General features: G+C 34.1%; 24 protein-coding genes. 5 read left to right on the top strand and 19 right to left on the bottom strand.

Features of this window, described 5'->3' with window-relative positions:
• Window positions 1-54 precede the first annotated feature (54 nt).
• The 3 genes from PYW37_RS05100 to PYW37_RS05090 all read left to right on the top strand — a co-directional run bounded on the left by PYW37_RS05100 (window position 55) and on the right by PYW37_RS05090 (window position 2,848).
• Window positions 55-765, top strand: a complete 711-nt coding sequence (locus PYW37_RS05100; protein ID WP_021465848.1) for a response regulator transcription factor — start codon at window positions 55-57, stop codon at window positions 763-765.
• Complete coding sequence (locus PYW37_RS05095) at window positions 755-2,308, top strand: sensor histidine kinase (RefSeq protein ID WP_017864667.1); 1,554 nt, start codon at window positions 755-757, stop codon at window positions 2,306-2,308. Before PYW37_RS05100 ends, PYW37_RS05095 begins: the two co-directional genes overlap by 11 nt.
• Before the next feature lie 99 nt (window positions 2,309-2,407).
• Window positions 2,408-2,848 carry a DUF4395 domain-containing protein gene (locus PYW37_RS05090; RefSeq protein WP_025017129.1) on the top strand — a complete coding sequence of 147 codons (441 nt, stop codon included), beginning with the start codon at window positions 2,408-2,410 and terminating at the stop codon, window positions 2,846-2,848.
• 7 nt (window positions 2,849-2,855) lie between these two features.
• On the opposite strand, the gene PYW37_RS05085 is transcribed toward PYW37_RS05090, so the two are convergent.
• The 7 genes from PYW37_RS05085 to PYW37_RS05055 all read right to left on the bottom strand — a co-directional run bounded on the left by PYW37_RS05085 (window position 2,856) and on the right by PYW37_RS05055 (window position 8,235).
• Entirely contained in the window at window positions 2,856-3,563 is a 708-nt protein-coding gene (locus PYW37_RS05085) for a GntR family transcriptional regulator (protein ID WP_003130471.1), read from the bottom strand.
• A gap of 191 nt (window positions 3,564-3,754) precedes the next feature.
• Window positions 3,755-4,807, bottom strand: a complete 1,053-nt coding sequence (locus tag PYW37_RS05080; RefSeq protein WP_012898057.1) for a BMP family lipoprotein — start codon at window positions 4,805-4,807, stop codon at window positions 3,755-3,757.
• 258 nt (window positions 4,808-5,065) lie between these two features.
• On the bottom strand, window positions 5,066-5,458 hold the full coding sequence (locus PYW37_RS05075; RefSeq protein WP_003130469.1) for a cytidine deaminase: 393 nt from the start codon (window positions 5,456-5,458) through the stop codon (window positions 5,066-5,068).
• On the bottom strand, window positions 5,445-6,107 hold the full coding sequence (gene deoC, locus PYW37_RS05070; protein WP_003130468.1) for a deoxyribose-phosphate aldolase: 663 nt from the start codon (window positions 6,105-6,107) through the stop codon (window positions 5,445-5,447). Before deoC ends, PYW37_RS05075 begins: the two co-directional genes overlap by 14 nt.
• Before the next feature lie 12 nt (window positions 6,108-6,119).
• Window positions 6,120-6,308 carry a hypothetical protein gene (locus PYW37_RS05065; protein WP_015426613.1) on the bottom strand — a complete coding sequence of 63 codons (189 nt, stop codon included), beginning with the start codon at window positions 6,306-6,308 and terminating at the stop codon, window positions 6,120-6,122.
• Between the two features lies 1 nt (window position 6,309).
• On the bottom strand, window positions 6,310-7,602 hold the full coding sequence (locus PYW37_RS05060) for a pyrimidine-nucleoside phosphorylase (RefSeq protein WP_023188809.1): 1,293 nt from the start codon (window positions 7,600-7,602) through the stop codon (window positions 6,310-6,312).
• A gap of 30 nt (window positions 7,603-7,632) precedes the next feature.
• Window positions 7,633-8,235: a class I SAM-dependent methyltransferase gene (locus PYW37_RS05055; protein WP_025017130.1), complete on the bottom strand. Its 603-nt coding sequence runs from the start codon at window positions 8,233-8,235 to the stop codon at window positions 7,633-7,635.
• A gap of 187 nt (window positions 8,236-8,422) precedes the next feature.
• On the opposite strand from PYW37_RS05055, the gene coaA reads away from it, so the two are divergent.
• Window positions 8,423-9,343: a type I pantothenate kinase gene (gene coaA / locus PYW37_RS05050; protein ID WP_017864671.1), complete on the top strand. Its 921-nt coding sequence runs from the start codon at window positions 8,423-8,425 to the stop codon at window positions 9,341-9,343.
• Window positions 9,344-9,412: 69 nt separating this feature from the next.
• Here coaA and psiE read toward each other — a convergent pair whose 3' ends face one another.
• The 5 genes from psiE to PYW37_RS05025 form a co-directional block, all read right to left on the bottom strand.
• Complete coding sequence (gene psiE, locus PYW37_RS05045; RefSeq protein WP_010905975.1) at window positions 9,413-9,844, bottom strand: phosphate-starvation-inducible protein PsiE; 432 nt, start codon at window positions 9,842-9,844, stop codon at window positions 9,413-9,415.
• Window positions 9,845-9,897: 53 nt separating this feature from the next.
• The gene (locus PYW37_RS05040; RefSeq protein WP_012898061.1) at window positions 9,898-10,842 is read right to left on the bottom strand and encodes a cation diffusion facilitator family transporter; all 945 of its coding nucleotides are present in this window, start codon (window positions 10,840-10,842) and stop codon (window positions 9,898-9,900) included.
• A 294-nt stretch (window positions 10,843-11,136) separates the two neighbouring features.
• Window positions 11,137-11,439 carry a helix-turn-helix domain-containing protein gene (locus PYW37_RS05035; protein WP_023188807.1) on the bottom strand — a complete coding sequence of 101 codons (303 nt, stop codon included), beginning with the start codon at window positions 11,437-11,439 and terminating at the stop codon, window positions 11,137-11,139.
• Window positions 11,440-11,519: 80 nt separating this feature from the next.
• Window positions 11,520-12,062: an IbrB-like domain-containing protein gene (locus tag PYW37_RS05030; protein ID WP_003130454.1), complete on the bottom strand. Its 543-nt coding sequence runs from the start codon at window positions 12,060-12,062 to the stop codon at window positions 11,520-11,522.
• On the bottom strand, window positions 12,044-13,363 hold the full coding sequence (locus PYW37_RS05025) for a DUF3440 domain-containing protein (protein ID WP_023188806.1): 1,320 nt from the start codon (window positions 13,361-13,363) through the stop codon (window positions 12,044-12,046). The genes PYW37_RS05030 and PYW37_RS05025 overlap by 19 nt, the downstream gene beginning before the upstream one ends.
• 274 nt (window positions 13,364-13,637) lie before the next feature.
• Here PYW37_RS05025 and PYW37_RS05020 point away from each other — a divergent pair, with 274 nt between their 5' ends.
• Window positions 13,638-14,204, top strand: a complete 567-nt coding sequence (locus PYW37_RS05020; RefSeq protein ID WP_023188805.1) for a transcription regulator — start codon at window positions 13,638-13,640, stop codon at window positions 14,202-14,204.
• Window positions 14,205-14,251: 47 nt separating this feature from the next.
• Here the strand turns inward: PYW37_RS05020 and PYW37_RS05015 are convergent, their stop codons facing one another.
• From PYW37_RS05015 to PYW37_RS04985, 7 genes are all read right to left on the bottom strand, one after another.
• On the bottom strand, window positions 14,252-14,422 hold the full coding sequence (locus tag PYW37_RS05015; protein WP_021722758.1) for a DUF3042 family protein: 171 nt from the start codon (window positions 14,420-14,422) through the stop codon (window positions 14,252-14,254).
• Window positions 14,423-14,613: 191 nt separating this feature from the next.
• Window positions 14,614-16,335 (bottom strand): ABC transporter permease/substrate binding protein, encoded by a 1,722-nt coding sequence (locus PYW37_RS05010; RefSeq protein ID WP_012898065.1) that lies wholly within the window; start codon window positions 16,333-16,335, stop codon window positions 14,614-14,616.
• Window positions 16,332-17,558, bottom strand: coding sequence for a quaternary amine ABC transporter ATP-binding protein (locus PYW37_RS05005; protein ID WP_017864676.1), 1,227 nt, complete (start codon window positions 17,556-17,558; stop codon window positions 16,332-16,334). The genes PYW37_RS05010 and PYW37_RS05005 overlap by 4 nt, the downstream gene beginning before the upstream one ends.
• A gap of 210 nt (window positions 17,559-17,768) precedes the next feature.
• Entirely contained in the window at window positions 17,769-18,389 is a 621-nt protein-coding gene (locus tag PYW37_RS05000) for a GntR family transcriptional regulator (protein ID WP_012898067.1), read from the bottom strand.
• A gap of 215 nt (window positions 18,390-18,604) precedes the next feature.
• The gene (locus PYW37_RS04995; RefSeq protein WP_023188803.1) at window positions 18,605-20,230 is read right to left on the bottom strand and encodes a glycosyltransferase family 4 protein; all 1,626 of its coding nucleotides are present in this window, start codon (window positions 20,228-20,230) and stop codon (window positions 18,605-18,607) included.
• 23 nt (window positions 20,231-20,253) lie between these two features.
• Window positions 20,254-21,774 (bottom strand): accessory Sec system glycosyltransferase Asp1, encoded by a 1,521-nt coding sequence (locus tag PYW37_RS04990; RefSeq protein WP_025017131.1) that lies wholly within the window; start codon window positions 21,772-21,774, stop codon window positions 20,254-20,256.
• Between the two features lie 39 nt (window positions 21,775-21,813).
• A complete protein-coding gene (locus tag PYW37_RS04985) occupies window positions 21,814-23,901 on the bottom strand; it encodes a synaptonemal complex protein 1 (RefSeq protein ID WP_232238898.1) in 2,088 nt (695 codons plus the stop codon).
• Window positions 23,902-23,927 lie beyond the last annotated feature (26 nt).

Raw genomic sequence — 23,927 nt, 5'->3', positions numbered from 1 at the left:
AAAAATAATAATTTATTCTATACAAAACTCCCTGTTTTCGTTATAATTAAAAGTATGAAAAAAATTTTAATTGCTGATGATGATCGGGCAATTTTGACCCTTTTATCTTATAATTTTCGGCAAAATGATTACGAAGTAACTATTGTATCAGACGGGAAAAAAGCTTATGACAAAGCTCGTAAAAATCCCTTTGATTTACTTCTACTTGATTTAATGATGCCCGAATATTCCGGAATTGAAGTCACCCAAAAACTTCGTAAAGAAGGTAATTTTACACCAATTTTAATTTTAACTGCTCGAGATGATGATGAAATGAAACTGACAGGGCTGTCAGCAGGTTCTGATGAGTATTTAGATAAAACGACTCCAATGAAAGAAATCATTGTCAGAGCCGATGCGCTCATTCGCAGAAATCAAATGTATAACCAAGCACCCTCCGAAACTGTCAGTGAATCTTTAGATGAAAGTCCTTCATCATTAGTTACTGACAGATTGGTCATTGATTTTATAAAAAAAGAAGTCACTTTTGACGAAAAAGTTTTAGATTTAACCAAACGAGAATTTGAAATCCTTGAACTCTTAGCTAAAAGAGAGGGAAAAATTGTCAGTCGTGAAGAACTCCTGCAACATTTTTGGGGAATTTCAGACACTGCTGAAACCCGCACCATTGATGTGCTCATTTCTAAAATTCGTAAAAAATTAAATAATCATTATATCAAAACAAAACGAGGATTCGGATACTATTTTGAAGAAAATGAAACTTAAACACATCATGCTTATGACGGTCCTATATATTATTGCGACCTTAAGTTTGGTGATTCTATCGAACCAAAATATCTTAGAAAATGATACAAATCGAGTATTAAAAACAATAGATAAAATACAACTCTTTTTAGAAAAACATCCTGATAATCCTCTGCCAGATAATTTTGAACATCTTCCAAAGAATACAGTAAATTCGGATACTAAAAAAATTAAAAAGGGTGCGACTTACGCACGTAGTTTAGATTCTCAAGAAATAACCGTGACTAGTCCCATATTTAGCGAGGGTCAAATTAACGGTTATCTAAAGGTTACAGAAAATCGTACCTCTACTTTCTTTACAGATTTTGCCATTATCATTTTTGCAATTTTATTTTACTTGGCTGTCGCCATCCAAGTTTTACGTTCTGCTCAGAGAGCTTATGTTTTTCGAGAAAATACCGTTGCTAAAATTAAAAATATCGAGCGCAGCCCATTGACTCAAAGCTATTTGATGAATGAGAACGACGATAAAATTACAACTGAGCTCAATAAATTGGGCGAAAAAATTCAGAAACAAGCGCTCTCTCATACTGAAAAGAAAGAAAATCTCTACGAATTTATTGAATTTTTCCAATTTCCGATTTTCATTTATAATAATAAAGGAAAAATTCGTCGGACCAATGCTTCTTTCAAAAATGAATTTTCAGATACTGAAAATCTAGATATTTTCAGCCCCTATGCTGATTTCTTAAATTTTCTTGTTGATAAAATTTTACATCCTGATATTCAAGAAAAACTTTTCTATTTTGAAAAACTTGGGGCTTATTATCAAGTCCGTATCACTCCTTTACCTGATTTGGATAGTCGATTTATGGTGACTATGATGGATGTTAGCTCTTATCGTCGAACAGTGGATGCCCACAATGCTTTTATTGCTAACGTTTCTCATGAATTAAAAACTCCCCTTACTTCTATCAAAGGCTTCGCTGAACTTCTGGAAACAGATTCAATTTCAAGTTCTGACACAAAAAATTTCGCATCTATTATCAATAAGGAAAGTTCACGCCTGATGAATTTAGTTCAGGATACACTGCTTTTGACCAAACAAAATCATCGAATTGATAAAAAGAAAATTAATCTTACAGCTTTGATACAAAATATTCTCCAAAGCTCAGGACCACAAATTAATGAAAAATCACTTCATTTAGAATCTCAAATTGAAGAAATCACTTTTAAAACCAACGAACCAATGGTTCACAGCATTTTTGAGAATTTGATTGAAAATGCAATTAAATACACTCCAGCAAATGGACAAATTTTTGTCAGCTTACATCTTGAACAAAATAAAGTTATCTTCAGTGTAACTGACAATGGTCCTGGTCTTAGTGAAATTCAAAAAGAGCGAATTTTCGACCGCTTCTACCGGGTTGATGAAAGTCGTGCAGAAGTTAGTGGAACAGGTTTAGGACTTGCTATCGTTGAGAAAAATGTTCAAGAGCTTCACGGAACAATTGACGTTGTATCCATTCTTGGAAAAGGAACAACTTTCACCGTCAATCTTTAATCGAAGCCTTCAACAAATTTACTTATCAAATTAAAAAAATCTTATAACCAAAACTCTCCAATTAAGATAAAATCAATTTATCAAGATTGGAGAGTTTTTATGGCTAAATATACATTTCAGGGCATTCCTCGCCCACTCGTTCGTACTAATCAAACTTTTATTGTTCTCAGTGTTATTTTGGCAGTTGTCACTCACTTCTATTGGATTCTCCTACTTCCTATTCTCGCTGGACTATCTGGCATTCTTTTCGAGAGAAATTTTATTATTTTAATCGCCAAAAGATTTCTAAAAAAGAAAACTTCAGAATACGTGCTCGAAGATAAATCAGACCTTCGCTTCAATCAGATTATCGCTACTGTTCTATTAAGTGCTAGTTTGATTTCCTCAATCACTAATCATCCTATCTTAGCAATAATCTTTGCAGCTTTTGTTTTTCTAGCCGCTTCTATTGCTTTAAGTGGTTTTTGTATAGGATGTTGGATTCATTTTCAACTTCGTCAGTACAAATATCGTCGGCAAGCAAAAAAAGGACTTCACTAAGTCCTTTTTATCTTTCCAAATAAAATTCAAAACGGTCACCAACATATTGAGATAAGACATATTCAAAAGCTGTACCATCTGTTAAATAAGAAACCTGAGTTAAACCAAGAATAGCAGCTCCAACTCTTGTTTTTAAATACTCTGAAACCTCTGTACTGACTCTTTTAGCTGAAACAATCTGTTCACTACGACCAATCACATGTCCGTGACTTTCTAAAGTTTTAAAGAAGTTACTCGTAATTTCTTTTTTATCAAAAGATTTGACCAATTTGAAAGGAATGCTTGCCACTTCATAACAAATTGGAACATTATCCGCATAACGAATCCGCTCCATTCGGATGATGGAATCCTTTTTGGTGATATTTAGTTTTTCACATTCAACCTCATTTGGCGCCGTTCTAATATAACTCAAAACTTCTGTTGAAGGAACTTTACCTTGTGAGCTGATAATTTCTGTAAAGGAAGTTGTTCCACGCATTTTTTCGCGAACACGTCGGCTAGCAACATAAGTTCCAGAACCCACACGACGGTCAAGAATTCCTTCATCAACCAAAGCTGTTACCGCTTGTCTTGCTGTCATTCGACTGACAGTAAAACGCTCGGCCAAATCACGTTCGCTTGGAAGACGTTGTCCAATTTTCCAGATGCCTTTTTCAACTTCATCTTTTAAGGCATCATGTATTTTTACATAATTCGGTACTGATTTTCTTGCCATAGTTCCCCCTAACTAAATAATAACAATATATACCACTTTAATATCTGTCTACCATTATATCACAGTTCATATGACTTACAAATAAAGAACATTTAAAATAATCGCAAATCCTATCTTCTATTAGCTTTTAATTTATAAAAAAAGAATTAGTTAATATAACTAACTCTTTTTTATCTTTTATCAGTATTCAATTATTTTGAAGGAACAGTGATTTTTCCATCAATAATATCTGCTTTTGCTTTAGCAACTGCATCTTTGATTTCTGAATTTGCACTGTCAAGTCCTAAGTTAACCCCACCATTTTTAAGGTCATAAGTAACGATTGTTCCACCAGGGAATTTACCATCTTTAGTCTTGTCAGCGATATCTTTTACAACATTACCAACTTCTTTGATTGTTGATACAAGTACAAAGTTAGAATCTTTACCGTCTTTAGATTTGTATTTTCCAAGATATTCTTGGTCTTGGTCAACACCGATAACCCAAACTTTGTCAGCCTCATTTTTAGTTGAGTTCAATGCTTTAGCTTCACTGAAGACACCAGTTCCTACACCACCAGCACATTGATAAACTACGTCATCACCAGCACCGTACATAGCTGCAGCAATTGTTTTACCCTTGGCCGCGTCAGAGAAAGATCCCGCATATTGAACATCAACTTTAATATCTGGGTTTACAGATTTAGCTCCAGCTTCATAACCTTTTTCAAAACGTGTAATAACATCTGATTGCATTCCACCGATGAAACCAATTTTGTTAGTCTTAGTTGCTTTTGCGGCAGCTACACCAGCAAGGTAGGCACTTTCGTTATCAGCAAAAGTTGCTGATGCCACATTTTTTTGGTCTTTGATGACTGAGTCAACGATTACAAAGTTAGATTTAGGATTATTTTTTGCTGCAGCTGATGTTGCATCTTGTAAAGAGAATCCGATACCAAACAAAAGTTTGTAGCCTTGTTGTTCCGCAGAGTTATAGTTAGTTGTATAATCTGAAGCAGAGTTAGATTGGAAATAAGTGTATCCTGTACCTTTTTTCAGGTTATTTTCTTTCCCCCAGCTTTGAAGACCTTCCCAAGCGGATTGGTTAAATGAACGGTCGTTTACACCACCAGTATCGGTGACGATTGCTGCTTTAAGGTCAGTTTTTGCTTTACCTGATCCGGCTGCGTCATGTGAACGGCATCCTGCAAGGACTGCGACTGATGCAAGTGCGAGAGCACTAACTGCGATTACACGTTTTTTCATGGAAAGGGTATCCTCCGAGTTTTGTTTGGCTAAATATAGCTTAAGACTATTTTAAGATATATTTAGCCTTTTTGCAAGTCCAAATAAGCTGAATATCCCTTTTTCTCGCTAAATGTTCGGAAATAACCTATCAATTACTAAGAATTATTCATATTTATCAGTAATTACCATTTTTACATTTTTTAAAAGAAAAAAGATAAAGCGCTTACTTTAGTTGCAAATTAATATGCTACCTGTTGATAGCATATCAATTTTATTTTAATCAAGATTTTTGAAAGAATATGGTAAAAGTTCCTCAACTGAAGTTTCTTTTACATTATCATTTTTAGAAATCAAAAAAACTGGCATATCTGCTGGACAAAATTCTGCAATAACTTGTCTACAAGCACCACAAGGGCTAATTGGTTCTTCTGTTTCTCCGAATACATAAAGAGCATCAAAATCTTTCAGGCCTTCTGATATTGCTTTAAAAATAGCTGTTCGTTCAGCACAATTAGAAAGTCCAAAACTAGCATTTTCAATATTACAACCTGTGATAATTCGACCATCAGTTGTATGAAAAGCTGCTCCTACAGGAAAATGAGAGTAAGGAACATATGCCAAACTCGCCGCTTCGCGTGCGGCAGCAATCATTTTTTTAGTAGTTGTCATTTGAAGTCAGACCTTCCATAATTGCAACACCAGCCGAAACACCAAGACGTGTTGCACCAGCATCAATCATTGCTTTTGCTTCTTCAAGATTATGAACTCCACCAGAAGCCTTAACTCCCATATCTGGGCCAACCGTTTGACGCATTAATTTTACATCATGAACAGTCGCTCCACCTGTTGAGAAGCCTGTTGAAGTTTTGACAAAATCAGCACCAACTGCTTTAGCAATTTGGCAAGCTTTAATCTTTTCATCGTCAGTTAAAAGGCTTGTTTCAATGATAACTTTAAGAAGTTTATCACCTTTTACTGCGTTGACAGCTGCGATATCTGACTCAACAAGATTCCAATCCTTAGATTTGGCTGCGCCAATATTAATGACCATGTCAATTTCATCAGCACCATTTTCAATAGCGTTTTTAGCTTCAAAAGCTTTGAGTTCAGAAGTATTAGCACCTAAAGGAAAACCAATTACTGTACATACTTTAACGTCTGAGTCTTTAAGTTCTTGACTGGCATAACTTACCCATGTTGGGTTAATACAAACGCTCATGAAATCATATTTTTTTGCTTCATCAATTATTTGTTGAACTTTAGATTTTGGAGCATCGGCTTTAAGAATAGTGTGGTCAATATATTTATTAATTTGCATTTTATGTTCTTTCTATTTTTTTAATCTTAAGTAAATCATTCCAACGATGAGATAGACTACAACGAAGATAATGATAAAAGCAATAAGTTGAATAAGCCAACCAAAATTTTGTAAGTACAATTTGGTCGCTGCTCCAGCCAAAGCTGACAAGATAACTTGCAGGGCCATAACAGGTGTTGGGATTTTTAAATCATTTTTCATCTTATCTGATAATTTCTAGAATTTCTTTTTGATGAACTTGTTGATCACTAATGACCAAACTGTCATTAAATTCAGCAACTAATTCGTCAGTAATTTCGCGGTTGGAATAAAGCTGAGCAATGACTTCACCGGCACTCACCTTATCTCCTACCTTTTTCGTCAGAGTAACACCTGCTTCAAAATCAATATCATCAGTCTTAGTTGCACGTCCTGCTCCTAATTTCATAGCAAGAAGACCAATTCCTAAGGCTTTTTCTTCACTAATAAATCCTGATTTATCTGCTTTAATTTCCACTTGATATTTTACTTGAAGAGGAGCTGTCAAATAGTCAAAGGCAGTTGGGTCACCACCTTGGGCCTTGACCATTTCAACAAATTTTCCGTAAGCTAAACCATTAGTAAAATGCTCTAAAATTTCAGGAATTGATTTTTCAAGTCCCGCAAGTTGCAGCATAATTTGGGCAAGTTCCGCAATAAATTCTTGGAATTCCTTTGGCGCTTTTCCTTGTAGAGTATGAACTGCTTCAGTCATTTCATTTCGATTTCCGATAGCAAAACCAAGAGGCTGACTCATATTTGTGATGACAGCGACGGTTTCTCGTCCTACAGATTTACCAAGGTCAACCATTGTTTGAGCGAGAAGGCGAGCATCTTCAACCGACTTCATAAAAGCCCCATCCCCTACGGTTACATCTAGTAGAATGGCGTCAGAGCCTGCGGCAATTTTTTTGGACATGACAGAACTAGCAATTAGAGGAATAATATCAACAGTTGCTGTGACATCTCGAAGAGCATAGAGTAATTTATCGGCTTTAACAAGTTCATCGGATTGCCCAATTATGGCAATTCCTGTTTCTTTGACCTGATCAATAAATTCTTTTTCCGTTTTTTCAAATTTGAAGCCAGGAATTGACTCCAATTTGTCCAAAGTTCCTCCCGTATGTCCAAGCCCACGACCAGACATTTTCGCAACAGGAACCCCAAATGACGCTACAAGCGGAGCTAAAATAAGTGTTACTTTATCACCCACTCCACCAGTAGAATGTTTATCAACCTTGATTCCGGCAATATCAGTCAAATCGAATTCTTTTCCTGAATGAACCATTGCCATCGTGAGATGAGCAGTTTCTTCTGTTGTCATCCCTTTAAAATAAATTGCCATCGCAAGTGCTGACATTTGATAGTCTGGCACGATTCCTTTGACATAATTTTCAATCATCCAATCGATTTCAGCTTGGCTAAATTCACCACCATCTCTTTTCTTTTGAATGAGATCAACCATCCGATAGGTCATAGGCTCCTCCTCGTTTTATCTTATCAATAATTATATATTTTTATAACTTCTTAAAATAAAGTATCCTTTGTCTCTGGCTACAAGCTGACAATTACCAAATACTTCTTCCATTTTCTTTCGAGCAGACGGGGCACCCTGTTTCTTTTGGATAACAATCGTCAAATGCCCTCCATCATTTAAGTGACCAAAAGCACCAGCTAAAATTTCATGGACCACTTCTTTACCGGCCCTAATTGGCGGATTCGAGATAATCGCATCATATTTTTCACTGACAGACTCATAAATATTTGAAAGTTCAATTTTACTATTACTGACAGCATTGTCAATCGCGTTTTGACGGCATAAATCAAGTGCCCGACTATTGACATCAACCATTGTCACATCTAAATCAAACTTTTTAGCTAAGGTTAACCCTAATGTTCCATAACCACACCCAACATCTAAAAGACTTTTTGCACTTTCAGGTTGATAGTTTTCTAATAAAACACGAGAACCATAATCAATTCCATTTTTTGAAAAGACACCACGATCTGTTTTAAAACGCATTGACTGACCTAATAATTCAACTGTTAAGGTCTGGAAGTCATGCGATAAATCTTGATTGTCTTCATAATACATATTTGTTTTAACCATTAATTTTATTTTAACATAAAAGCCCTTTTTTATCTTAAAAAAATTTTTAGAACTTCTACTTATTTTGTAATCTCTTACACTTTTACTGACAGAAGTGTAAAAATCTTGTCAGTAACTTATTTAATACGCTTACAGATTTATTAGTTTTTTTACCTTGATAAGCCAAAAATATGATAAAATATTTGTCATGAATGAATTCATTAATTTTGACGAAATTAGCCGAAAAACATGGCAAAATCTTTATAATACTTCGATTGCTCCCTTAACTCATGATGAGTTAGAGTCAATCCGCTCACTCAATGATGAAATCAGCTTACAAGATGTGGAGGACGTCTATTTACCACTGATTCATCTTCTTCGCTTATATAAAAAAAATTTAGAAGACATGAGTTACTCTAAAGGACTTTTCCTACAAAAAATTGTCAAAACTCCCCCACTCATCATTGGGATTTCCGGCTCAGTCGCCGTTGGAAAATCAACGACTGCAAGACTTCTCCAGCTTCTCCTTTCACGTGCCTTTCCAAAATTAACCGTTGATTTAGTGACAACCGACGGATTTTTGTACACGACTAATGATTTAAAAAATATGGGGATTCTCGACCGCAAAGGTTTTCCCGAAAGCTATGATATGGAAAAATTAACAAGTTTTCTTTATCATGTCAAAAATGGTGAAAAATTTGAAGTTCCGATTTACTCACATGAAACTTACGATATTTTACCTAACCAAAGTCAAATCATTGACAGCCCTGATATTCTTATTGTAGAAGGAATTAATGTGCTTCAAAATCCACAAAATCAACTGCTTTATATCAGTGATTTTTACGATTTTTCAATTTATGTCGATGCTGACGAAAAACTCATTGAAAAATGGTACCTCGAACGTTTTGACAGCCTTTTAAAACTAGCTAAATATGACCAGACAAACTTCTATCATCAATTTACAAAAATGCCAGAAGATAAAGTAATCAATCTAGCCCGTGAAACATGGGCACGTGTCAATCGTGTCAATCTCAGAGAATATATTGAGCCCACAAGAAATCGGGCAGAAATTATTCTTCACAAAACAGAAAATCACTATATTGACAAAATTTACCTGAAAAAATTCTAAAAAAAATACTGACAAATCTGTCAGTATTTTTATTGTCTTCAAATTTACTGACAGAACTGTCAGACAAGATTAGAAATAGTCTGCTGTATCATCATTTGGAAAAACAAATTTCTTTAAGACAAAGACACCAATAATTAATATCAAAATAGCACTAGCAATCAATAATACTCCAACTAATCGTTCATGATAGGTTAACAACAGTCGAATCAGTGAAGTAATCCCGAGTGATAAGAGGAAAATTAATGACACATGTCCTTTATTTCTCAATGAAGTGATAATCAAAGTTAAAAATTCAAAGAAGATAAAGAAGGAGAGAATACTTTCCAAAATATCATAATAATGAACCTCACTCTCAGAAAGAAAAGCAAGTAAAACAAGATTATAAACTTCTCTAAATAGAAAATAAACCATCAAAAGCCCTACTACCATAAGCAACATAAAACTAATTTTCGATAATAGATTAGCAAATTTTAGTTCAATATGATTAAAAAAATTTTTCATAGGCGCTCTCCTTCTTGTCTCATCTTTAAAATATTTCTGTCAGTAAATTAGGCTTATAAATCTGAAGATTGGACATAGCCCTGAACGAATTCGTCAATTTCAATATAAATATAGCACTTCTTATCACTAATTTTTTTTCTGATTTCCGCTTCAATTTGATTAATAATCTCATAATCTTCTAAAACAAGCTTACTCACCAAATCAATTTTTGCAGCAATCAAAATCTCTGTTGGGCCAAGGTGAACTGTTTTAACATTAATTACTCGTTCTACTTCAGGACGATCAAAAGCTGTCAAAATCTTTTCTAAATCACTATCTGTCACACGTTCACCAACAATTAAACTATAAAATTCTCTTGTTAAGAAAATCGCTGCTGCCATAAGCAAGAACCCAATCAACAACCCACTAATTGCATCAAAAACAGGATTGCCTGTCACCATCGTCAAGACAGTTCCTAAAAGCGCTAAAAGCAAACCAATAATTGCGCATAAATCCTCAGCAAAAATAACTAAAATTTCACTGTGACGACTTTCATGCAAAAACTTAAAGATTGGTAATTTTTCTGTATTCAATTCGCTAATTTCTTTAAAAGCCACTCTTAATGATGAACCTTCAATTGCCATGCCAATCAACAAGATTCCAATAACAATGCCCGCATTTTCAACACTGTGTGCTGGGTGAACCAACTTATCATAGGCCTCCATTACACCAATGACACCCCCACCAAAAAAGAGGAATGTTGCCACTATCATACTAAAGAAATATTTTGCCCTAGCTTCGCCAAATTGATGGAGATTAGTGCTCGCTTGTCTTGAACGACGGTCGCCAAACAAAAGTAAAATCTGATTCCCACAATCTACCACTGAGTGAATACTTTCATTAAGCATCGCTGCTGAGCCAGACAAACCAAATCCAATAAACTTACTGATTGCAACCAGAACATTAGCCCCAAGTGCCGCAAAAACCGCAAACATCCCTGAAGATTTTTTCTCTTCCATAACTCTCTCATTTCCTATTCAATCTATCTTAATTATAACATAAGCCCTTATTTAAGATTTAATTTGTAACTTTTAAGTCAAAAATAAAGAAAACTAAAAGGCTCTTCCTACAAAGAAAGAACCTTCAAGAGAATAAATCATCAAAACCTATCCTCAATACTATGTAAGAAAAGAAGTCAAATGAATTCCACTAATGAAACTTCACTCAACTAAAATAATAATACAACATTTACAAAAAAGTGTCAATCCCTTAACGTAAATATTTTAGTGAAAAATTAATCTAAACGTTTCTTATTATTTTTGACCTTCTAAAATCAAGATTTCAAGTTCTTTTTTCTCACGATTCAATTTTTCTAAACGATAAGCTAAACTATTTTTATTGTCTTTTTCTTCGATTCCTAACAAAAATTCAATTGACACATTAAAATAGTTTGCCATTTCAAAAACACGACCAACACTCGGTTTTTTCTTATACTTATAATTTTTCAAAGTATTCCGAGGAGAACCAAGTTCCCACTCAACTTGATTAAAAGATTTATGAGCATCTTTAATCAACAACTTTAATCTTGAGTAAACAAACAAATATTCATGTTCCATAATAATAATCCTTCTTTTTTAATTTTTTATAGATAAGTTTTCAATAAGTGAATAAAATAAATTCAAAGAAACATTCAAATTCACTCTTCACTGATTTCTTCATCCTCTTCCCAATTCCAAGCCCGAGAAAATTCCTGATTTTGGAAAAGTGAAGCCAAACCACTCAACTGTTTTAAACGAAGCAACTCTTCTTTATCCATTCCAATATGTTTCATAATCCACTGGTCACTCAACCCCGATTCTACCAATTGTTGAACAATTTCCGTCATCAATTCGATTGAATGTGTGCCTCTAGCACGATTATGTCGAATGGTACTAGCAATTCTATCTTCAAGTGGACGATCAATAATCGAAACAGGTAAACAATTGCCTTCTCGTTTAGCAATTTCTTCAGAGTTTTTCATAACAAGATAACGATGAAAACCATCCACAATTTCATAAAAATCCTGTTCTTTATCGTAATAACAAACGATAGGCATTGTATAACCATCTTCCAAAATCGACCGTTCAAGTAGTTGAAATTCAGGAGGTGCTGTTCGGTTTGGATTATAAGCATTTGCTCTAATCTTCTCAATTGGTACTCGCCTGATATCATAAGCTGGACTTATAAAAATGTCTCCCATTTTTCCATTGCCTCTTGTTTTTTCTGTAATTCATCCTTTGTTTGACCAAACCCCATATACTGACAAGAAGTATCATTCTTTAAAATCGTGATACACATGCGTTTGTATGAAGGAACCAACCTAAAATTTTTAATTGGCACATCATCTGGATAATCTTTAAAGCGAATCACTTCGTATCTTTGCTTATATTTGCGCTTATTTGTTGGTGGACCCAAACGTTCAAAGTCCGAGCCAAGCTCCTCTAACTCATCAATCACATTTTCTGGTAAAGCTCCCCCAGTTTTCATCCAATAATCCATTGAAGATTTAAATTTTTTAAGATAAACCTTTCGAGTTTCCTCTGGCAATGTCTTAAGTAAAAATTCAACATAAGATTTCCAAGTATGTCCTTTAGGTAGCACAGCTCCACGGTAACCCATTGCTGCAGTTCCACCATAAAGCGCTGCAAAATTTGCTCCATTAACACGACCAACTAATTTTCCCCAAGTTGCTGGTTCTAAAGCCTGATAGAGTTTTAATGAATGCACCCCACACTGATGGAAAGGATTAGCAACCCTCATTGATTTATAAGGAACTCCCGCCTGATAGTACAAATCATAAAGATGATTATAATCAAGCTCAAATTTAGCATTAGCTCGCCAGATATCTTCAAATAACCAATCATACATTGGATAAAAATTAAAGACATCTTGACTAATACGATGGCTATAATTAGTCGTTCCAAAACGAGAAAAAGTCTCCTCGCGCGTCACCGCATTATAACGATTTAAACTTTCCTGAGCACGAATTCCTACCAAAACAGCCGTTCGTACGACCTCTTTTTCTCGATGAAGCCATTGGCAAAACTTACTTTGAAACTCATAATCAGACATTCCAACTTTAAAAAATGGAAATTCTTGATTTTCTAAACAAATAGCTTCTGTAGGAATTGAATTCAACCAAAGTTCATGATGTTCTGGGTCCCAAGGCAACCAAGTTAATTGTGACATCGAAATTCCACAAGAAGCCGATACAGGAAGACAGACGTGATAGTAATCAAATTCTGGATATTTTCCCATTGAACGTTCAATATAATCTTTAGTTTCTTGATAATTTCCCTCATAATCCAAATAAAAAACAGAAACTTTTATCCCTTTTTTCATCCAATCATGACTTTCATAATAAAGCCGAACCAATTCCAACATCAAACCCGAATCCTTACCGCCAGAAAAGGAAATAATCAGATGGTCAAAATAACCACAAATATATTCTAGTCGATGATTAAATGCTTCATAAACATTTTCATTTTGATAAACTTTCACCTCGTCTTTCCTTTCCATTATTGATTTCATTTTTCCAAAGCGCTTCGTTAAAACTATCAACAATTATATATTACAAGAAAGCAAAAACTTTGTAAAAGTTTTTATGAAACTAAAAAATAATCAAAACAATTGATTTCTTAATAAAATAATGATATACTATTTCAAATACTAAAAAAATTATCTATAATAGATTATTTTTAATTATTGCCTATTAAGCAAATAATTTTAAAAAAGAAAGGATTTTATACTCCTCCAAGTATAAAATAGAAGCATCATGACAAAAGATACGAAAGAAATTATTATTCGCACTCTCTTAAATATCGCCTCCGAATCTCAAAAAGTAACTATTGAAGAAATCTCTAAACGGTCACACATTACCCGTACAACGATTAAAAATAATTTTAAAACGGGCGTTCCCGGAATTGTCGAATACATCTATCTGAATATTGTAGATGAAGTTAATGAGCGTTTACTTCAATATAACTGTGAAGATGTTACTATTGAACTCCTTTCTGACCTTCTACTTCCGGTCCTTTGGCAACATAAAGAAGAAGCTCATATTATTTTTGGCTCTCAACTTCCTTTCCGGTTAATCGGTCCAATCAGTGATAGAACTTGGAAGTGGGCTGAAAAACACTTTAACTCTCTTATAAAAAAACATGGTTTAGCAAATTATTTTACAGCTCAAGAACTCCTAAAATACTTTAACGCTCAACTTATTACCGTTCTCACTCTTTGGTTAGAAGCCGATATTCCCATTGCATATGAAAAATTCCGTCCAAAATTTATCTTTTTTATGAGCACTTCAATCAATGAGCTTATTTTTAAAGGAACAAAATAAAAAACGTAAATCTTTCGATTTACGTTTTTCTTATTATGTTTGTTAACTTAAGGGGCAATCCGTTTTCTGGCTGCTCGTTTTCTACCCATTTCAATTTGTTCTTCTTTTTTCTTGATAGGATTGATAACTTTTGTTTTAATGCCAATAGCAGTGGCAGCAAGTCCAGCTATCAAAAGTGCATTCCCTGCCAAAAAGCCTTTAATAAATGTACGATTCATTTGTCTCTCCTCCTAGTTTTATAGATAAACAGCCAAATAATAAAACTTTAGTAAAATTTCCTCATTCGACTCTACAAAATCATTTTAACATAAATGTTATAAATCTAAAAATAATAAACTTAGAATGAAATAATAAAAAACCTTCTAACTATAATGCTAGAAAGTTTTCATTAAATCTAAATCTTCGTTGATTATTTAAACCATTTATCAACTTCTTTTTGATGATCTTTAATCCAATTTTTGGCAGCTTCTTCTGGTGTTTTACCATTTTGAATATCAAGCATGACAGCTTCCATATCCTTAGTTGTCCAATTAAATTTATCTAAAACTTTATAAGCTTCTGGATTTTCTTTCTTCAAACCTTTACGAACAATGGTATTAATATTTTCCGAAGTTCCCATTGTTCCTTTTGGATCAGCCAAATATTTCAAATCATATTTGTTAAACATCCAATGAGGTGACCAACCAGTAATGACAATATCTTTATGTTGTTTGATTGCTTCACCAAGAGCTACAGTCATTGCACCTGATGATGAAGGAACAAGTTTCCAATCTTTAAGATTATCATAGCTATTAAGCGTTTTTTCACTCGCAGCCATTACACCTGCACCTGGTTCAATACCTGTGATTGTCTTATTCGCTTGATTTGTTAAATCTTCAATTGAATTAACATTCATATAACTTGGAACAACAAACCCAACTTTAGCCCCTTTAAGGTTAGGACCTAACAAATCAACAGATTTACCATATTTTTGCCATTGTGTTTTATGAGTATTTGGTAACCAAGCAGAAACCATTCCATCTGCTTGACCATTCGCTACCGTTTGCCAAGCCACTGCATTATCTAAAGCTGTCGTTTTTACATCAAAGCCATGTTCTTTCATCGCTTGAGTCAAAACATTGATTGATGCAACTTCTGAATCCCAGTTCATATAAACTAAATCAACTTTTTTATCAGAGGCTGTTTTTCCAAAAGACATTCCTGAAAAGGCACCAACAATTAAAGCTAACAATGAAACTAAGGCAATTCCACGTTTCCATTTTTTAACTGTAGGATTTCCCTGTTTTTCAAGAGGAGAAACATTAAGTTTTTGTGTAAAGCGGTCAATAATAATAGCCAAAATAACTAATGAAATCCCACTTACAAACCCTTTACCAATATCAGCTGATTGAACGGCTGCAAGTACACCACGACCTAAGCCAGGTGCCCCAATCATAGAAGCGATAACAACCATAGAAAGAGCTAACATAATCGTTTGGTTAACACCGGCCATAATCGTTCCTTTAGCCAAAGGAAATTCCAATTTAAAGAGCTTTTGACGGGCAGTTGAACCAAATGAATCTGCCGCTTCAACTAATTCTGTTGAAACTTGACGAATTCCCAAGTTAGTCATTCTGACTGTTGGTGGAAGTGCAAAGATAACAGAGGCAAATACCCCAGGAACAACTCCAATTCCAAAGAATGCAACCGCTGGAATCAAATAAACGAAACCAGGCATTGTTTGCATAAAGTCCAAAATCGGTTGAACGATCTTAGCCACTAAATCAGATTTGGCCATCCAAATCCCTAAAGGAACTCCAATGATGATTGACAATAAACTTGAAAGTAAGACAAGTGTGATTGTACTCATCAAATCTGACCATAAGCCCTGGTTAGCAATTAAAGAAAGACCGATGAAAGTGAATAAAGGAAAGGCAATTTTTTTACCTGAAACCAAAATGGCAAGGATAGTAACAACAGCAATCATCAACCAGAATGGAACAGCAGTTAAAGCTCCCGTAATTCCATTCATCAATACTGTTCCGGATTTTTGAATCACATCAAATCCTGAACTAAAAGTACTAGTAATCCAATCTGTTGCCGATGACACCCAGTTTGCTATGGGTACTTGTCCAATAGCTAAATCAATCATTTATTCTCCTCCTCTTTTTCAATCTCCTCTACTTCGTCCTCATCAGGAATATCAGCTAAGGCCTCTAAAACACTTCCTCGAATCAATACACCTTTAAGGAATCCATTATCATCAACAACTGCTAAAGGCGTTGGGGCATCATAGATAATTGGCAAGATATCTCTTACAAGCATTTCTTTAGAAACTGTTCCGACATCTGTAGTCATCACATCTTTTAATGGTTGATTATTTTTTCTAGCAGCAATAGCTTGTTCACTCGTAACAACACCACGGAATTGACGCTTTTTGTCAACAGCCATTAGAGAGCTGACCTCTTCAGTCTTCATCTTCTTCAAGGCAACGCTAGGTCCATCAACATCAATGTTAGTAGTTAAAGCTGGAATCATAATATTCTCTGCTGTAATAACTTTTGCACGATCTACATCTTCTACGAAAGTTTTAACATAATCATTTGCTGGATTGGTCAAGATTTCCTCACCAGTACCAATTTGCATGATTTTACCATCTTTCATGATTGCGATGCGGTCACCAATACGAAGGGCTTCGTTCAAATCATGAGAAACAAAGATAATTGTTTTTTGAAATTTTGCTTGAAGTTCAAGTAGCTCATCTTGCATTTCGCGACGAATCAAAGGGTCAAGAGCAGAGAAAGCTTCATCCATGAGCAAAATCTCTGGGTCATTAGCTAAGGCACGCGCAAGCCCAACCCGTTGTTGCATCCCACCAGATAATTGTTTAGGATACTGATCTTTAAAGTCTAACAAGTTTGCATTATCTAAGGCCTTCTCCGCGCGTTTGCGACGTTCTTCCTTTGGTACATTTTGAACTTCCAAACCATACTCAGTATTTTCTAAAATTGTTCGATGTGGAAATAGACCAAAATTTTGGAAAACCATACTCATTGTTTTACGACGAACTTGAAGCAAATCTTCTTTATTTAATGTAGCAACATCTTGGTTGTCAATAAATATTTTTCCGCTCGTTGGTTCAATCAATCGGTTAAGCAAACGCAACAAAGTTGATTTACCTGAACCAGATAGACCCATGATGACAAAAATTTCACCCTCATTGATTTCAAAATTTGTATCATAAACCCCTACAGTTGCACCGGTTTTTTTCAAAATTTCATTTTTGGGCTCACCTTTTTCAACCATTGATAATGCGGTTTTAATCCGTTTGCCAAAAATTTTAGTTAAATGTTCAATTTTTATTTTTACTGGCAAAATAGCTCTCCTTTACTCTAACACAAGGAAGCTTAAAACTTTTTTAGAAATATAAATTCTAAATAAATAAGTTAATTAATAATTAGAAGTTTTAAGTTTCACAAGTGATTTTCTTATTTAAAGTGACCACTCAATAATAACAATATGTAGTCACTATGTCAACTAACTAAACTTGAACTTAAAAAAAGGCATCGTTTTGTAAACGATGTCTTAGTTGCCATAAAAGAAATTTTGGACAATTTGTCCTGTATCAGAGGCACCCACAAAATATAAGGTATCTCCTTGATTTAATGTTGCGTATGGTCCTGGCGAAACAATTAATTCTGCATTTTGCAAAATGGCAACAACTGTCGCCCCTGTATTTTGCCAAAGATTCATTTCTCCTAGGCTCAGTCCGAACTTTTCAGAGTCTTTTTCCAGTTCAAATTCAATAGGAGTTAAAGGATTTGTTTTTTGAAAATGCTCAGTTTGGTCAACCAATTTATCCAAGATGGATGAAAAATTAGCTAATTCTCTTCTCTGACTCTCCACACTCTGCATGATTTGTGTCCGTAAATCTTGCATTGTTTCCACTTCTTGATATTGTGCCAGATATTCCTGTGCCTTTTGCTTTGAAGCAATATTCACTCCGCTCCCATGAACAGGGTCAACTATTCCCAAGTCACTTAGAACATTGATTGCTTTACGTGCCGTTTCGGGTGAGACAGCAAAAGTTGTTGCAAGAGTTGAACGAGCGTATATTTTTTGTCCAACTTTAAGTTCATTACGTACAATTCTTTCAGCAATTTGTAATGCAATCTGCTGATATCTTGGTTGTCTCGCTATGCGCATCTAATTCTCCTCATCACAAGTCATTAAAAATCTATTATTACCTGAACAAAATGAAATTCTTTCATATTATAGCGCTTTATCATTTATTTTTCAATCTATACCATTTAGTAAGTTTTCTCAAACTCCTAAGCCAAATATATTTTTAATAATCCTTTTTTTGCTGAAATTTTTAACAAAAAGAAGCTATAACAACAATTGTTATAACTTTTCTTTTTCTACTTAGATTTTTTTGCAGAATATATCCTTTGATCTCCTATTCCCTCTGTAATTGGAGAACGATAGTCAATATTCTTTTTGTTTGCATCGTCAATAAGGGCCTGCCAAGCTTTCCAGACATTTTCTTCAGAATAGCGTCTAGCTAATTCATAAGACTGAGTAGACATTTTTTGTAGTTTATCTTCCTGAGTAAACAGTTCAACTAAACGGTCAGCCATTTCTTGAATTCCCTCATAAGGTACAACAAAACCATTTTCTCCATCCACTATCAACTCATTTGGGCCATAGTTTACATCATAAGTGACACCAACCATCCCATGGCTTATTGCCTCCATGAGAGATAAATTAAACCCTTCCATGATTGAAGCTAAGGCATAGACTTGGAAATCTTTTTGCAGCTCCCCAACATTATTAGCATACTCGAATTGATGCACTGCTTCTTCCATATGATATTCTTTTATTGCAGCATTAATGGCCTTTTGTGCAGAATCATCATCTCGATGATCAACATAACCATAAAAATCTAGTGTAATATCTGGAACAGTTTGTCTTGCAATCCCTATCGCCCTAATAATATGATCAATTCTTTTTTCAGGTGCAACACGTGCAGTAACTAAAACGCTATGCACTCTACGCTCCTTCATATCAATTCGCTTTTCTGAAAAAACTTCATTTGGAACAACTCCAACAGGAATAGTAAATAATTTGCTTTGAGGATTAAATCGTTTTGAAACATCAAGTGTTTGTTTTTCTGTTGCTGAAACAATAGCATCGTAACCATTTGAATTCATCAATCCAAACTCATAAAAGTTATTCATGACCGAATGCATGGGCTCTTGGGCATTTCCAGCATGTGAATTATGCAAATGAAGTACCGTATAGGCAGGTCTTTCTAAATTCAATAGTGCCCAATCTGCCAAATGAGTTCTGTCCATAATGAAAATATTTGCTTTATCACCTTGCCAGTATTCCTCATTTAATAAATCAAGAAAATGAAGCGTTAACTCATCAATGTTAGCAAAATTATAGATTGCGCCTTCAGAACTAAGCAACCGCCAACCAGTTTTGTCATATTTCTTATTTCCATCATATTTATTAAATGTTTCTAGTACTGGTTTACCATTAATATCCAGCCAAACCTCCGTACCAATCTTATTATCAGGTGTGTACCACTGACATAAACTTAAAAAACCACGAAAATCATAAAAATCAACTCGATAAAGATTTCCAAATCCATCAAAATATTCGACAGCACTTACTCGTTCAAGTGGGTCTTCTCCAAAATATCGGACACGCGCAATAAGCTGTTGTCCCTGAAAAACAAGATATCTAGATTGTTCTGGTTCCTTATTGTAAGTCAAAGACTCGACTCCAAAATCCAAATCTTCGACATGAAGTATCTTCTCCTCAACATGTTCTGTTTTTTGAAAATAATCAAACATACAGAGAGTTTCTGATTCAGAAACACCTGCTTCAGCTAAAAAACGATGAATACTAGGATTCCATTCACGAAATACTAGCTTAAAAGCTTCTTTATGCTCCCGAAATAAAGATGCACGTTTCAGTTGCGCATGCTCTATCCCTGAATTTTTTTGATTAAATGTTGAGTTAATAAAAAATAACATGATTCACCATTCCTTTTATTTGATTACTTTATGAATAAACTATCGACAATGATTTTTTCATTGAGCCATTGCGACCAAACAGCTTCCTCACTGTATTCTTTAGCTTTCGCATAAGCAGAACGAGAAAATTTGTCCCAATTTGCTTTCGAACGTATAATTTCTATAACAGAATCAGCAGCGGTTTGAATCGCACCGTAAGGAACAAGATAACCATTTCCCCCATCTTCTATTTGTTCATTCAACCCATATTTAACTTTATAAGCCACAACTGGTACACCATGATTTAATGCTTCTAAAACGTTCATCCCAAAAGCTTCTCCCTCTGATGTATTAAGTAAAAGTCCCGCTTTATCTAAAGCTGCTTCAATCACTTCTCCAGAATGATAGCCTTTAAAATTAACGACTTTTTTTAAATTATTAGCTTCTACAAGTTTTTCTAAATCTTTTTGAACCTCTAAAGGTGATGAATATCCATAGAAATCAAGGCTAGTTTCCGGAAATTTTTCATGAACTTTGGCAAAAATTCCTAGAACATCAGCTGGTTTCTTTTCCAATGATAAACGTCCAATATAAATAATTTTGTTTTTATCTCGTGAAATGGATTTTTTAACTTTTTTAGAATATGTATCGGTTAATGTGACGATATGTTTAAAATCATAATATTTACTAATTTCATCTTTTTGCTGTTTGGTAGCAACAATCAACCCATCAAAATTGTCCTTATAAAGAGAGAAAAAATCTTGAAGATAATCCGCAACTGATCGAGAGGCTCCCGCTTGTTGATTGTTTTTAGAATGAGAATTATGTAAAAGTTGCCATTTTCCTACTGCTCCACTTACAGTTGCAACAGCGGGAATGAGCGATGGACGATCATTTATAAAAACGCTTGGTTCTTGACTCGCCAATTCGCTCATAAAAAATGTAAAAAGTTCTTCTTCGCGATTAAAACGTCTATTCTTCCCTTTATAATTCAATAATTTGTACATCGTTGGATTTAGAACTCCTTGGATATTCATATGTGTAATCTCCAATTTAGGAGTTCCATTAATATCAAAAAACATTTGCGCTCCTTGTGTCCCATCTGGATGAAAATATTGTGTGGAAGAAAGAAATCCTCTGCGATCCCAGATATCTTTGGCTACCACATGATTCATTGAATCATTATATTCTATTGCACCTACTAATCCAACAGTAGCTGGTGCAATGAGGACTTTCGCAATCGTTTGTCCCGCATGTTTAATCAGTGATTCATTCGCGTCAATTCCTTCAATATGATATTTTCTTTTATCAATCTTTTCTGTATAGCGTAAATCAACATCTTTTTCAGGAACATTCATAACTTCTTGAAAATAATCATACATATTTATGACATCATCATGAATTAGTCCCACTCTTTTCAAATCTCCGGATAATTGAGAGTTATAGTTTCTCGTTAGAATTTTTGCCTCAACTTGATGGTTCTTAAACATTTTCAAACGTTTAATCGCCGAAAATTCTGTCCCCGAATTTAGAGTAAAAATATTCTCATTTACAAAATAATTCATTATCAGTGTCCTTCTCTTAGGTAATTGTTAAAACAAATATTAAGCAAGAGCTTTTAACGGTTCTGTATCTATCTTTTGATGTTGTTTTTCAATTTTTTCTACTTCTACGATATCTTCAACATAGCTAGGCTTATCAGCAAGATTTTCTGGTTTTTCTGGTTTTACATAAGCTGATTCTAACTTCTCAACCTTGACTGGTGCATCAATATTTTTTATAGTGGCTATAACAAGTGAAAACTCAAGTTCTTTTTTATCAAAAGCAATTGGAACTTCAGGAAGAATAATTGCATTTCCTCCTTCATTTACCGATAAAAGATTTTGAACACGTTTAAATTGATTAACCTTTTTCACGCTATTAATAAAAGATGAACTACTAATGATTGTAGAAAACAGTTGTTTTACATTTTCATTTAAAGCTCCTGTAAAATAGCTCTTCAAATCAAGGTCATTAGGTAGAGAACTTTCAATCATAACTTTTCTTGTTGGAATCCCCGTTATTTTTTCCATTTCATCCAACTGTTTTCTCAGGTTAATAATGCTTTGGTCATAACTAGAACGAATTTCTGAGAAATGATTGATTGTATTTTCTAAGTTTTCATCAATCAGAGCTAAAACGTGTTCAAAATAAACTTTATTAATAATCTCTTTTAATTCGTCAATATTTCGCAAATGCGTTAAATCAGAAACCTCAGCACCAAGAGCACTAGCTAACAATTCAACATTTCGATAGGAAGTACTATATATGTCCATATAATTAGGGAGTGAATTAATTGCATTAATAATCTCTTGCAAACCATTTTTAGATTCCGACATTCTTGCAATGTTTTCATTTAGCTTAACTGATTCCTCTAAATATTGACGATAATTTTTAACTAATAGAGAAAAAACCTGTTCTCTTTTGACATACTCTGATTGCCATTCTTTGAAATTAATTGCTAGTCTTTCTAAGTAACTTTCAATATTTGTTCCGCGATAGGCGATATCACTATTTCCTAAATCAATCACCCGTTTACCACCAACCTTAATAAAGATTGAAAGTTGATTTTGATATTCTGTTAATGCTTGTTTGAGCTCTTTAGAAATTGAATCAACTAATGCATACAGATTTTGATAGGTTTCTGTCCATTGTGAGAGTTCAAATTTATTTGTTAATTTGGCAGATGATTCACTGACTTCAATTTCTGGAATATTAAATTCATCTATAAAATTAGAACCTGTCGCCTCACCAATTGGAAAAGTTAAAGTATTATTCTTGAAGATAAATTGATTCAAATTGTTCAATGCAGTCTCAAATTCATTATCTTTTTTGAGTACAACATTCCTTAAATCTAGACAATGATTAAATTCTTGGCTTACCTGATTATATAATTCTTGGTCAGCATTGTATCTTTGCATCTCTTGTTGATATTGCGTTTGAACAATTTCACTAGATTTATTCAAATTTTGATAATCATTGAAAACAACTTCATATTGTTGACTAAGCTTTTCTAGCTGACTATTCATCTTTGTATATTCAGGTAGTATTGTCTTGTAGGAATGACTATATTGAGGATAGTCATCATGCCAAGTTTTTGCCTGTTCTGTTAAATACAAACAAAGTTGCTCTCCCTTTTGGTAAGTTTCATCTAAAGCAGTAAAATTATTTTGCACTTCAAATTCAAAGCCTTCTTTTGTATCTGTCAATCTATTAAATTCTTTTTCAGAATTTTTATACTCCTCTAAAATAGATTCTTTATTGACCGTAGCAACCCTGAGAAGACCTGCTATATCAGAATAGGCTTTTTTTACAATCTCTAGATTTTCCTCACTTTGAGCAAGTTTTTCTTTGGCAATATCGTAAGATTCCTTAGTTGAATTATACCGAGTTTCAAAAGCTGTGTAATCCTCTTTTATCTTACTAAAAGAAGATTGCTCTTTTTGAAATTCTTTTTCTAGCTCTTCATATTGTTGAGAAATAACCTTAAATGCTTCTTCTGATTGCCCACGCTGATGATTAAAAAGACCATATTTTGATTTTAAAACCTCTAAAACCATTGTAATTTTTTTCTGAGCGTTCAATGTTTCAGTTAATGTTTCATTAGAAACTTTGGATTTACCCTTTTTTTCATCTACAAGATTTTTTACCAAAACATAGCTCGTGCTGATTTGCTCAA

The organism is Lactococcus lactis, from assembly GCF_029023865.1.
GTDB classification, from domain to species: domain Bacteria; phylum Bacillota; class Bacilli; order Lactobacillales; family Streptococcaceae; genus Lactococcus; species Lactococcus lactis.
The sequence above is the reverse complement of the archived record's forward strand: the minus strand, read 5'-3'. Positions and strand labels throughout refer to the sequence as shown.